The following is a 12,477-nucleotide window of genomic DNA, read 5'->3' on the forward strand; positions in this document are numbered from 1 at the left end:
TCACCTGTCCAGGGGAACTGTCGCCCCGTTCAGGTGCTGAGCGGGCCCCAAGGAGAAGGTCGCCGCACCGGAGAGCGAGAAGCGATCGCCCAGGGCGTCGGCGGCGACCGTATAGCTGCCGGCGGCCAGGTCGCCCAGGCTGAACGCCGTCGAGGTCCCGTCGAGTCGCAAGGTGACGGTGTCGAGAGCGCTGCTCGGTCCGGTGGCCTGGACCGTCGCTTCGTCGCCCGGACCGGGGAAGCCCAGGGCGAGGTCGACGCGCAACACCCCGGCGCCGTAGAACTCCCGGCTCATGTAGCTATCGTCGAAGTAGGCGGTGTTCAGGAGACGCTCCGTCACCCTCCTCGCGGTGGCGTCGGGCGTGTGCGCCCAGGCCAGCGCGGCCGCCCCTGCGACTATCGGCGCGGCCATCGAGGTGCCGGCATCGATGCCGTAGTCGTCGCCGGGGAAGGTCGAGAGCAGAGCTTCGTCGTTCGCGCCGCTGCAGTCCGGGATGCCCAGGAACCCGTCCCCTCCTGGCGCCATGATGTCCAGTCCGCTGCCGTAGTCGGAGAAGCAGGAGCGCTCGAACTCACTGTTGACGGAGCCGACGGCCACCACCTCCTCGTAGCGAGCCGGGTAGTCGAGGCTGCCGTGCCCCTGATTACCGGCGGAGGCGATGATGAGCGCGCCTTCGTCGGCGGCGGCCTCGATGGCCTGGCGCACGAGGGTGCTGTCCTCGTTCGCCCCCAGGCTCAGGGTGATGATGTCAGCCGGGTGTTCGTTCGCGGGTGCTCCCTCGACCGGCAGTCCCGCCGCCCAGCGGATCGCCTTCGCCAGGGCCGGGGCGGTGGTGGAGAGGCCGTCGAACACCTTGATCGGCACGATGCGAGCTACCTCGCCGGTGACTCCCGCGGTGCCCCGGCCGTTGCCTGCGACGGCGGCGAGGAGGCCGGTGACGTGGGTGCCGTGGGTATCGGCGAGGCTATCGGGCCGGGGGTCGGCGTCGGTCCTCGTACAGTCGAAGTTCGAGCAGAAGTCCCAACCCGTCGAGACGAAGATCCCCCGCAGGTCCTCGTGGTCGATGTCAATCCCGCTGTCGATGACCGCCACTATCGGGCCGCTCCCCGGGTTCGGCGCTTCCCAGGCGACCGGCGCGCCGACCACCGGCAGATGCCAGGCTTCGGCCAGGAGCGGGTCGTTGGGGATCGAATGGAGGTAGAAACGGTAGTTCGGTTCGGCGAACGCCACCGCTGGGTCCGACTCCAGGAGCTGGGCCACCCTTGCCGGGTCGCCGGTCGTGCTCAGCAGCGCGGTGCCGGTAACCGGGTCGTGGCTCAGCACCTCGACATCGGCCCGCTGAGCGAGCGCTTCGAGGGGTTCCTCGGCGTCGGCCGAGAGGAGGCGCGCGCCCGGTTCGAGACCCACGATCAGCTGGCCCGGGACGAAACTCTCCCGCCCCTCGGCCGGTTCCCGTTCGATCGCCGAGCTGCGCTGGAAGTTAGCGGGCGGCCTCAGCGGGATGAGGGCGTTGTCCGTCCTCAGGATCCCTTCGATGCTGCCCTGGCCATCCTGCGATCCGGCGGGGATGACCTCGCCGATCACGTCGAAAGCGGTCACCCCGCCCTGGTAGACGACCCTCAGTATCGAGCTGTAACGGCCCGGCTCGAGCCCGGGTAGCTGCGTCAGGGTGACTATCTGCCGGTCGAACGGCCCCAGCCGCCCGGAGTCGGGCGTAATCTCGAACCAGCTGCCGGATTCGGGGTTCCTCGCCGAATCGGCCACCTCGATCGTCCAATCGAGGGTCTCGTCCGATATGTTCTCGAGCTCGAAACTGGCGCTCTCCTGCCGGCTGTTGCTGAGCAGCATGGGCCGTCCTGGCGCCACTTCGGGGTCGGTTTCGGGGCCAGGCACCGGCCCTGTCGGGGCGGGCGCGGTCCCGCAGCCGGCGAGCAGGGCGCCGCAGACCAGGACCGTAGTCAACCAGGTCACTATTCGCCTCATGCCCTGACGGTAGCGCCGCTTCTGGCGGGAAAGTATAGCGGGACATGGATTCCGCTTAATCTGCCGTTGAGCGCTCCTTAATGGAACCGGCTCGGTCCACGGTCGGGTGTGCCGGCCAGGCAACGTCGCCGCGCTCGCTCGTCCCGGTCGCACGGTTCCCCGTCCCGGTCGAGTCGCTCGCTCGACCGCGCCAGGCTCAGTCGCACGGCTGCGCTCGCCGGTCGAAGATCCCGGCCAACGCCCTGACCGCGCAGATGACGCCGCTGCCGTACTCGTCGCGGTTCATCATGGACGGGTCGAAGTAGGCGGTAGCAATGAGCCGCCGCTCTACCTCTGCCGGTTCCAGGTCCGGGTCCTGGGCCAGGATGAGGGCCGCCACCCCGGAGGCGAAGGGGGCCGCCATCGAAGTGCCGGCCATGCAGCCGTAGTCGTTCCAGGGGATGGTGCTCCGGATGCGCAGACAGCTCGAGCTGCCGTAACCGCCGGGCGCCATGAGGTCGACGCTGGCCCCGTCCGCGCCCCAGTCGGAGAAGCTAGAGCGCGTGAGGCTCTCGTTCACCGATCCCACGGCGATGACGGCCGGCGAGTTGGCGGGCGCCTGAACACCGTACTGCCCCTCGGTCGAGGTGTTGTTCCCCGCGGCCGCGAGCAGCACCGCTCCCGCCTCGCGGGCGCGGGCCGTCGCCTCGTCCAGTACCGCCACCCGCCCGGGACCGGCGCCCACGCTCATGTTTATGACGTCGGCCGGATAGTGGTTGGTCGGCAGCCCGGAGACCGGTATTCCCGCCGCCCACAGGATCGCGTCGGCGAGGTCGGCGGTGGTGGCCAACGAGCCGGAGTCGTCGAAGATCTTCACCGGCAGGAGCTTGACGTTGGGCCCGTATGCGACGCCGGCCACGCCCACGCCGTTGTCGCCTTCGGCCAGCGCGATCCCCGCTACGTGGGTCCCGTGGGCCGAGGCATGCGCGGGTCCCCCGGGGGAGGGGTCTTCATCGTCGTCCCAGATGTCGTAGCCGGGCACTAGCTTGTCGCGGAGGTCCTCGTGATCGGTGTCGACGCCCGTGTCTATCACGGCTACGACCACCGGTGCGCCGGACGCCATGCCGGTGTATTCCCACGCCTCCTCGAGCCCGAAGCCGTGCACGTTCCACTGATCGAAGTAGCAGGGGTCGTTGGGGATGCCGAGGGGTCTGACGTAGTAGTTTGGGTGGGCGAACGCGACCCGCGGATCGCTCCGCAACCGGCGAGCGGCCTCCAGCGGTTCCCGGGCCGCTACCCGTTCGTAGCTTCGCGAACTGCCCACCGAGAGCAGCCTCAGGCCGTGTTCGCTGCGCACGTCGCTGGCCTGTTCGCGTCGAGCGGCGGCTGCCGAGAGCGGCTCGTACTCGCCTGCCGGTTCCGCGTACCCTACCAGCAGTTCGCCAGGCACGAAGCTGCCAGCCGGCGGCGCTGAGGTTGAAAGCGAATGGAACTCGTACTGCGCCTCCATGTCGGGGGAGCAGGCTCGCTCCGCGGTCATGTGGAAGCTCACCGGCAGTACCACGTCGCCGCCGTTCGACTCGATGGTCACCGAGGCACTGCTCACATCCCCCTCTTCGAGGTCCGAGAAGTCGACCGAGATCCGCAGCAGCTCGCTTCCCTGCCCGCCCCTCAGTTCCCCCTCGGCCGGTGAGATGTGGATCAAGGCCGAGTCGCTGGAGGCGCTCCAGCGAAGCTTCGACAGCCTGGATCCCACGTTGGAGATCGACAACTCCTTGACCGGGAACTGGCTGTCGAGCCTCAACTGACCGGCGCCGATCTCGAGGACCGGCTCCTGGAATGAAGCGCAGGCTCCGAGCAGGAGGCAGAGCAGCAGGAGGCTCAGGTTGAGCAGGCCGGACACGGCGCGGCCGCGGGGGGATGGGGGCACGGTTGGGGATTATAAGAGCGGTCGGAAGGGGGGTGCTGCGCTATTCTCAACAGGTGAACGTCACTTCCAGACGCAAGAAACGTCACATCGAGGTCTGCCTGGAAGAACCTGTCGAGTACGAGCTCCTGACGACCGGCTTCGAGAGGTGGCGGCTTCCCTACCGCGCTTTGCCCGAGGCCGACTTGAACGCGGTGGATCTGAGCGTCGAGTTGCTGGGCAGGCGGCTCCGCGCTCCGCTCCTGATCGGTGCGATGACGGGCGGCAGCGAGCTTTCCGCCCGGATCAACCGAAACCTCGCGGAAGCCGCTCAGCGCTGCGCGGTGGGCCTGATGCTCGGTTCTCAGCGGGTGATGATCGAGCGTCCCGAGGTCACCCCCTCGTTCCGCGTGCGTGAGGTCGCTCCCGACATCCTCCTGCTGGGCAACCTCGGCCTCGTGCAGCTGCTACTGGGCTACGGCGTGGAGGAGATGCGACAGGCGGTCGAGGCGGTGGGCGCCGACGCCCTGGCGCTTCACGCCAACCCGCTGCAGGAGGCGTTGCAGGAGGGTGGCGACACGAACTTCAGTGGCGCGCTGGCGCGGCTCTCCGAACTCCTGCCGCGGCTCCCCTTCCCGGTCCTTCTCAAGGAGGTGGGTCACGGCCTCTCGGCTCGAGTGGCCCGCGAAGCTGCGGCGGCCGGGGTGGCGGCCCTGGATCTTGCGGGAGCGGGCGGAACGTCGTGGGCCAAGGTGGAGCAGTACGCGCGCTGGGGTGAGGTGAGGCATCCGCAACTGGCCGAGTGGGGCATACCCACCGCCGAGGCGCTCCGCTCGGTCGCGAGCGCGGGGCTCGGTCTGCCGCTCATCGCCTCCGGCGGTATACGCAGCGGGGTGGACGTGGCCAAGGCGGTTGCCCTGGGCGCCTCTGCCTGCGCGGTCGCCCGGCCGCTGCTGGCGCCGGCGATCGAGTCGGCCGACGCCGTGGTGGAAGCGCTCGAGCGCCTCATCTTCGAGCTGCGGGTGGCCGCTTTCTGTTGTGGGGTCCAGGATCTGAGCGAATTGGCGCGGGTCGATCCGGAGGCCGTTCCCAGCTGAGGCCCTGCCAGCTGGGCGCCGCGTCGACCTATGTTCGTGCTTCGTCGGAGGCGAATCGGTGGAGGCCGGCCGCCTGGGCGTAGAGAACGCCCCAGGCGATGAGGGCAAGGGGCCAGAGCCAGATGTAGGCGATGCCGAGAGTGAGTGCGCCTGCGATCATCATCCCGCCGATCATCAGGCCCGCGAGGAGGAGTTGCCAGAAGTTTCCCAAGACCAGTCGAGCGCTTACGGACATCGACTCGAAGGCGTTCAGCCGCTGATCGAGGATCAGGAACTCACTGAACGCCAGCGGCACCGTCAACAGCAGGCCGGTCGTATCGCCCAACCAGCCGAGCCCGGAGAGGAGGAGGGGAACGACGGCGCGTACGAGGGAGACGACGAGGATGTGCGGAAAGCGCTCGGCGTGCGCGAACAGTCGCGCGAAGGTGACCTCGTGCCCGCCGGCGCGCAGCAGCCCGAAGGTCGTCATCGCCAGGGAGGCGAGCGGCGTCAGGGCGAGGGTCGTTCCGCTCCGACTCGAGCCGGTAGAATCGCCCATGAACCTGGGAATCGAAGGGAAGACGGCGCTGGTGACCGGCGGCTCGAAGGGTATCGGCTTCGCAGTGGCTGCGGGTCTGGCAGCGGAGGGGGTCCGGGTAGGGGTGTCCGCTCGAAATGAGGAAACCCTGGGCTGGGCCGTCGAGCGGATACGCCGGAACGGCGGGGACGCTCACGCCTTCACGGCCGACGTGAGCGATGGCCGCGAGGTCTCCTCGCTGTTCAGCCGGGTGCGAAGTGAGCTGGGCGACCCGCAGATCGTCGTGATAAATGCCGGCGGTCCCCCGGGCGGCGTCGCCAGCGGGTTGACCGAGGAGCAGTGGGCCAAGGCGTTCGAACTCACCCTCATGTCGGCGGTACGGCTAAGCCGCGAGGCTCTTCCGGCGATGCGGCGACAGGGCTGGGGGCGGATCGTGAACATCACCTCCCTCACGGTCAAGCAACCGGTACTGAACCTGGCGCTCTCCAACGCCTTCCGTGCGGCCGTCACCGGTTACGCCAAGACCCTCTCGACCGAGGTGGCCGGCGACGGGATCACCATCAACAATCTCGGGCCGGGCTACACGGCGACGGAGCGGCTGGAGGAGCTGTTCGCCGACGAGGCCGCGAAGGAGAGGCTCCTCGCCACCATCCCCGCAGGGCGTTTCGGAACGCCGGAGGAGGTAGCTTCGGTCGCCGTCTACCTCGCCTCGCGACAGGCCGCCTACATTACCGGCCAGACGATCGTCCCGGACGGCGGAGCGACGCTCGGCATCTTCTGAATCCCGCGATGGATCGCCCGAGCAGCGGGCCAGGTCCACGTTGTGGCGGCAACCCCGCGCCAGGTTCGGCCCTCTCCTATACTGGGCGTATCGAAACGTCAGCTGCTCTCGACTCAGAGGCGCTCGCCCAGGAGGGGACGTATGACGCTTAGTGCAGCGAAGGAGGCCCGGAGCGGCGGGAGCTTCCTGATCGAACGCCATCGGGCCGACGAGATCCAGACGCCGGAGTCCCTCGACGACGAGCTGCGCATGGTGGGCAACACCGCTCGTCAGTTCGTCGAGCGGGAGATCCTGCCGCGCTTCGACGAGCTCGAGGGCCTCGACTACGACCTCAGTCGCGAGAAGCTGGCGCGGGCCGGCGAGCTGGGGCTCCTCGGCATCGACGTGCCCGAGGCGTACGGTGGGATCGATCTGAGCAAGACCGCCTCTCTGCTGGTCGCTGAGAAGCTCGCTGCCTCCGGTTCTTTCAACGTCACCTTCAACGCCCACACCTGCATCGGTACCCTGCCTATCGTCTACTTCGGCACCGAGAAGCAGAAGGCCGAGTACTTGCCGAAGCTGGCGAGCGGCGAGTGGGTTGCCGCCTACTGCCTCACCGAGCCCGGCTCCGGTTCCGACGCGCGGGCGGCCAAGACGCGTGCCGCGCTGAGCGACGACGGCAGCGTCTACCGTCTCACCGGTACCAAGATGTGGATCACCAACGCGGGCTTCGCCGACCTCTTCATCGTCTTCGCGCAGGTGGACGGCGACAAGTTCACCGCCTTCCTCGTCGAACGCGACACGGTCGGACTGTCGTTCGGGGCGGAGGAGCGGAAGATGGGGATCAAGGGCTCCTCGACCCGTCAGGTCATCCTCGAGGACGCCCCGGTGCCGGTCGACAACGTGCTCGGTGAGATCGGCAAGGGCCACAGGATAGCCTTCTCGATCCTCAACCTGGGCCGTCTCAAGCTTGCCGCCGGGGCGGTCGGCGGAGCCAAGGAGATGCTGCGCCTGGCGTCCCGCTACGCCCAGGACCGGGAGCAGTTCGGGGTGCCGATAGCCCGCTTCGGCCTCATCAGGGAGAAGATCGGCACGATGGCCACCAACGCCTACGCGCTGGAGAGCGCCGTGTACCGTGTCGCGGGCGAGGTGGACAGTCGCCTCTCGGGGCGTGAGAGCGACGCCGAGCGGCTCACGGCCCTCGACGAGTACGTCATCGAGTACTCGCTCATCAAGGTGTACGGCTCCGAGATACTCGACGAGATCATCGACGAGACCCTCCAGACGTTCGGCGGCAACGGTTACAGCGCCGAGTACCCGGTGGAGCTCGCCTACCGCAACTCTCGCATCAACAGGATCTTCGAGGGGACCAACGAGATCAATCGCCTGCTGGTGAGCGGTCAGCTGCTCAAGCGGGCGCTCCAGGGACGGCTCGACCTGATGGAGAGTGGGCAGGCGGCGCTGCAGGGGAAGCGGGCACCGGCCCCAGATGTGCCGGGCGAGCTCGCCGATGCCGCACTCGCGGTGGAGGGGATGAAGCGCGCGGCCCTGCTGGTAGCGACCGCGGCAGCCCTCACCTACGGCGAGAAGCTCGAGGGACAGCAGGAGGTGCTCGCCAGGGCCGCCGACATGGTGGCGCTCACCTACCTCGCTGAGTCGGGACTCCTTCGGGCAGAGAGGCTGCTGCACTCCGCGCCGGGCGTTGAGCGTTCGCGGCGAAGCGTGTTGCTGGCCCGCGCCTACGCCTTCAGCGCCGTCGATCGCGCCCGCATCCTGGCTGCCGAAGCGCTCCGCCGCATCCCGGGCGGAGTAGATCACCGGCAGGCCCTGGCGGCGCACCTGCCCGAGCACGCGGTCGACGTGATCGGCCTGCACCGCGAGGCCGCCGGCGCCGCGTTCGAACGTGACGGCTATCCTCTGGGCTGAGCCCGGCCGGGCCCTGCCTCCCCACTGTCGCCCCGCTGCTCCTCGAGTCCGCCGCTTCGAACGAGGGCCCAGACTTGAGTCGTCGGCACCGAAAGCGCCGATACCGCTTCGTATCCTTGACTCATGCCGGCATACCTCAACGCCGTGGCTTCGGCCGTGCCGTCGACCAGCTACAGCCAGGACCAGATCCTCGAGGTGATGAAGGCGTGGCACGGCGAGGATCGCCGCGTGCAGAGGCTGCTGAACGGCATCTACCGCGCCTCCGCCATCGAGAGACGCCACAGTGTGTTGAGCGACTTCCTGCCGGGCGACCCGGGCGGTTTCTTCTACGACCCGCGGGGGGAGCGCTTCCTCGTGCCGAGCACCGGCGAACGGAACAGGCGCTACCAGCAGGAGGCGGGCCGGCTCGCAGGTTGCGCCGCCAGCGAGGCGATGAGCCGGACCCAGCAGTTCGGTCCTGACTCCATCACCCACCTTGTGACGGCCTCCTGCACCGGTTTCTTCGCTCCCGGCCCCGACATCGAGCTGGTCGACTCGCTGCGGCTCTCACCCGGCGTCGAGCGTTACCACCTGGGCTTCATGGGGTGCTACGCCGCATTCCCGGCGCTCCGCATGGCGCGGTCGATCTGCCTGGCCGACCCAGACGCGGTGGTCCTGGTGGTTGCCCTGGAGCTGTGCACGCTCCATCTGCAGGCGTCGCGCGACGCCGACAGTCTCCTCGCTGCGTCGGTGTTCGCCGATGGCTGCGCCGCGGCGCTGGTGAGCGGCAGGGAGCCCGAGACCGGCTTCAGGCTCGACCGGTTCGGCAGCGCCCTCGCGCGCGAGCGGTCCGGCGAGATGGCCTGGACGATAGGCGACAGCGGCTTCGAGATGGTGCTGTCGAGCAAGTTGCCGCTGGCCGTCGAAGAGGTCGTCGGCGGGGCGGTGGCCGAGCTGCTCGACGGGGACGACCCGCGGTCGGTGGAGGAGTGGGCCGTGCACCCAGGGGGCAGGGCAATACTCGACCGGGTCGAGGGCGCGCTCTGCCTCGGGCCGGGAGCTCTGTGGGCTTCGCGCCAGGTGCTGGCCTCCTACGGCAACATGTCGAGCGCGACGGTGATGTTCGTGCTCGAGCGGCTGCTCGCCGCCGAGTCGGGCGGAGAGGGCCGCACGGTCGCCCTAGCCTTCGGTCCCGGCCTGAGCGTGGAGAGCGCCCTCTTCACGCGGACCGGTTGAGATGCTCCTGGAACGCGCCACCCGCCTGCGGGAACGGATGGACGACCCGGCGTGCGACCCGCGGCAACTGCGCAACACCTACGCCCAGTTCGCCCTGGTGAACCGCTGGGTGAGCGGTTGGCGACGGGTGTTCGAGCGGCTGCTGGCGCCGCGGCTGTTCGCCGGCGCCACCCTCCTCGACGTGGGTTGCGGGGGCGCTGACGTCACCCGCTCGCTGCTCCGGTGGTCGCGGCAGCTGGGGGAGCCTCTGCTGGTCACCGCCATCGATCCCGACCCCCGCGCGCTCGAGTTCGCAAGGAGCCGCTCCCGCCCAGGTGAGATCGAGTTCGTACAGGCGACCGCCGAAGAACTCGCCCGTGCCGGCCGACGTTTCGACTTCGTCGTGTCGAACCATCTGCTCCATCATCTGGAGGAGCGAGAGCTGCCGGCTTTCCTCGACGCCTGCGGACGCCTGGGCGGCCGCCTGGTCGTACACAACGATCTGCGACGCCACCCTGTCGCGCTCCTCGGCTTCGCCCTTACCTGGCCGATCTTCTCCGACTCGTTCATAGTTGGGGACGGACTGCGCTCGATCCGGCGGTCCTACGCCCCGAGTGAACTGCGCGCCGTCCTTCCCGACGGCTGGCGACACGAGACGCTGGCCCCGTTCCGGAACCTGGTAGTCCTCGAGCGATGAGCCGAGTCCTGATCGTGGGCGCCGGCCCGATCGGACTCTTCCTCGGCTGCAGGCTGGCGCTCGAAGGCCACGAGGTCCAGATCCTCGAGATGCGGGACCGCATCTCCCCGTCGGCGCGTTCGATCGGGATCCACCCGCCGGCGCTCGAGGCGCTCGACTCGGTCGGCGTGGCCGAAGCGCTCATCGACTGCGGTGTGGCAATCCGCCGTGCCCACGTGTACGACGAGATGCGATACCTCGGCGAACTGGACCTGGGCCCGTGCCCACCGCCTTACCCGTTCGTCCTCTCGCTGCCGCAGGGGCTCACCGAGAGCCTGCTCGAGGCGAGGCTGGATCACCTTGCCCCGGGCGCGATCCGCAGGGGAGAGGAGGTGGTGGCGGTGGATGCTCGTGAGGATTCTGTCGAAGTCCGGCTCGAGGGCGGCGAGATCGTCGCGGGCGACTTCCTCGCCGGGTGCGACGGCCACCGCAGCCAGGTGAGGCGGGGCGTGGGTTCACGCCTGCACGGCGGACGGCGAGAGGACCACTACCTGATGGCCGACGTAGAAGATCCGGGCGAGGCCGGAAGCGAAGCCCTCTTCTATCTGGGCCGAACGGGAGTGGTCGAGTCGTTCCCTCTGCCGGGTTCCCGCCGTCGATGGGTGGCCAGGCTGAGTGAGGTCCCGCCCAGGGCCGAGTACGAGCGGTTGAGGAGCGCGGTGGCGGAGCGCACCGGTCGCCTTCTGCCGGAAACGCCTGGGGCCCGAGCGAGCGCCTTCACCGCCCGCAACCTCCTGGCCACGCCGCTCGCCGGCCCCCGGTGGGCACTCGTAGGGGACGCCGCTCACGTCGTGTCGCCGATCGGTGGGCAAGGCATGAACCTCGGTCTCATCGGGGCCGCCGCCCTCCTGGATGCCGGGTTCGCAGCGGCCTGGCGACCGGACCATTACGCGCGCCGGCAGGGGATGCGAGCACGGCGAGCGGCTCGCCGGTCGCTGCTCAACATGAACCTCGGCTCCGAGCGCTTTCCGCCGCTCGTTCGCCGCGTCGCTCTCGGAACGCTTCTGCACCCGCTAGTGAGAGGCCGCGCAGCGCGCTTCTTCACGATGCGGGGCCTGTGATTCATGGCCGGGGCGCCGATCGATAGCGCGGGACGGACGGCCCTGGGAGGGGCCCGTCGCCTCCTGGGGCACCCTTACCTGCTGCACCTGCGGCTGAACTTCAACCTGCTGCTCGCGCCGGTCTACCTCTACGGGGTCGTGACGGCCGGCGGGAGGGTCGCTGAGGCGCGCTTCTGGCTCGGCTTCCTCTCGCTCCACCTCTTCCTCTACGGGGGAACGACCGCGTTCAACTCCTACTACGATCGGGACGAGGGTCCTATCGGGGGGCTGCTGAAGCCGCCGCCGGTGGACCTGGGGCTCCTGCGCTTCTCGCTAGTGGTCCAGGCTCTGGGGCTGGTGCCGGCTGCCCTGTTGGGGCCCGAGTTCTTCCTCGCCTGGCTCGCGCTGTTCCTGGTGTTCACTGCCTACTCGCACCCGCTGGCGCGTCTCAAGGCGCGCCCTTCTAGCGCCCTGGCGGCCATAGCTCTGGGGCAGGGCGCCCTCGGCTTCGCACTGGGCTGGTTGGCGGTTTCGCCCGACATCTTGCCGCTCACGGCTCCGGCGCTGCTGGGGATGGCGAGCACCGCGTTGGTCGTGACCGGCCTCTACCTGATCAGCCAGAGTTACCAGGTCCACGAGGACCGGCAGAGGGGGGACGTGACGATCCCCGTGCTCCTGGGCGCCCGCGGTGCTCTGCTCGTCGCTCTCCTGCCGCTGGCCGCGGGCGGTCTCCTCCTCGCCTGGCAGCTCGCCCTGCCGCTGGGTCCGGCCTGGCTGCTCGCCCTCCTCCTGTTCTTCGCCGGGCTTGCCGCGTGGCTGGTGGGCTGGGCGCTGCGCCTCGACGAGACCGCCGTGGAGCGCAACTATGCTGTGACGATGCGCTTCCTGTCGGTTGCGTCCGGAGGGTTGACGCTCGTTCTGCTGCTCCGACTCGTCGTCGGCTGAGGGAAGGACGGCATTCGTGCCGTCAGAGCTCGCTGTCGAACCGCTTGACTCCCAGACCTCGCTGTCGAACGGTTGGCCTTGGGCAGGTGCCTACGGCTTCTCTGGGATCACCCCTTGCGGATCCGGACTCCGCACCTTAGTATTTAAGGTAACTCGAGGTCTTGGGCCGCGATCGCGCCGAACCCCGGGGTGGAAGAAGGAGGGAAGAATGGACGCGAACAGGGAACGTGCACTTTCCGCGACACTCCAGAACATCGAGCGTCAGTTCGGTAAGGGCGCGATCATGCGGTTGGGTAGTGAGGGTGTGAATCTGGACCTGGGGGTGATTTCGACCGGGAGCCTGGGGGTGGACTTGGCTCTCGGTGTCGGGGGTGTGCCGCGGGGTCGGATCATC

The 12,477-nt window shown here is 68.9% G+C and carries 11 protein-coding genes; 8 read left to right on the forward strand and 3 right to left on the reverse strand.

What is annotated here, in order from left to right; translation table 11 throughout:
- Together VF168_01325 and VF168_01330 are read right to left on the reverse strand one after the other, a co-directional pair.
- Positions 1–1,983 carry a S8 family serine peptidase gene (locus VF168_01325; GenBank protein HEX7002814.1) on the reverse strand — a complete coding sequence of 661 codons (1,983 nt, stop codon included), beginning with the start codon at positions 1,981–1,983 and terminating at the stop codon, positions 1–3.
- 196 nt (positions 1,984–2,179) lie between these two features.
- Positions 2,180–3,892: a S8 family serine peptidase gene (locus VF168_01330; GenBank protein HEX7002815.1), complete on the reverse strand. Its 1,713-nt coding sequence runs from the start codon at positions 3,890–3,892 to the stop codon at positions 2,180–2,182.
- 53 nt (positions 3,893–3,945) lie between these two features.
- Between VF168_01330 and fni the strand changes: the two genes are divergently transcribed.
- Entirely contained in the window at positions 3,946–4,965 is a 1,020-nt protein-coding gene (gene fni, locus VF168_01335) for a type 2 isopentenyl-diphosphate Delta-isomerase (GenBank protein HEX7002816.1), read from the forward strand.
- Between the two features lie 28 nt (positions 4,966–4,993).
- Here the strand turns inward: fni and VF168_01340 are convergent, their stop codons facing one another.
- Entirely contained in the window at positions 4,994–5,503 is a 510-nt protein-coding gene (locus VF168_01340; GenBank protein ID HEX7002817.1) for a hypothetical protein, read from the reverse strand.
- On the opposite strand from VF168_01340, the gene VF168_01345 reads away from it, so the two are divergent.
- The 7 genes from VF168_01345 to VF168_01375 all read left to right on the forward strand — a co-directional run.
- Positions 5,502–6,263, forward strand: a complete 762-nt coding sequence (locus tag VF168_01345; GenBank protein ID HEX7002818.1) for an SDR family oxidoreductase — start codon at positions 5,502–5,504, stop codon at positions 6,261–6,263. The genes VF168_01340 and VF168_01345 overlap by 2 nt on opposite strands.
- 141 nt (positions 6,264–6,404) lie before the next feature.
- Positions 6,405–8,168: an acyl-CoA dehydrogenase family protein gene (locus VF168_01350; GenBank protein HEX7002819.1), complete on the forward strand. Its 1,764-nt coding sequence runs from the start codon at positions 6,405–6,407 to the stop codon at positions 8,166–8,168.
- 123 nt (positions 8,169–8,291) lie between these two features.
- Entirely contained in the window at positions 8,292–9,383 is a 1,092-nt protein-coding gene (locus tag VF168_01355) for a type III polyketide synthase (GenBank protein HEX7002820.1), read from the forward strand.
- Between the two features lies 1 nt (position 9,384).
- Positions 9,385–10,059, forward strand: a complete 675-nt coding sequence (locus VF168_01360; protein HEX7002821.1) for a methyltransferase domain-containing protein — start codon at positions 9,385–9,387, stop codon at positions 10,057–10,059.
- Positions 10,056–11,159 carry an NAD(P)/FAD-dependent oxidoreductase gene (locus VF168_01365; GenBank protein HEX7002822.1) on the forward strand — a complete coding sequence of 368 codons (1,104 nt, stop codon included), beginning with the start codon at positions 10,056–10,058 and terminating at the stop codon, positions 11,157–11,159. Before VF168_01360 ends, VF168_01365 begins: the two co-directional genes overlap by 4 nt.
- Before the next feature lie 3 nt (positions 11,160–11,162).
- Complete coding sequence (locus VF168_01370) at positions 11,163–12,083, forward strand: UbiA family prenyltransferase (GenBank protein HEX7002823.1); 921 nt, start codon at positions 11,163–11,165, stop codon at positions 12,081–12,083.
- A gap of 208 nt (positions 12,084–12,291) precedes the next feature.
- A partial coding sequence (locus tag VF168_01375) for a DNA recombination/repair protein RecA (GenBank protein ID HEX7002824.1) occupies positions 12,292–12,477 on the forward strand: 186 nt, incomplete at its 3' end.

It is taken from the genome of Trueperaceae bacterium, assembly GCA_036381595.1.
GTDB lineage: Bacteria > Deinococcota > Deinococci > Deinococcales > Trueperaceae > DASVCN01.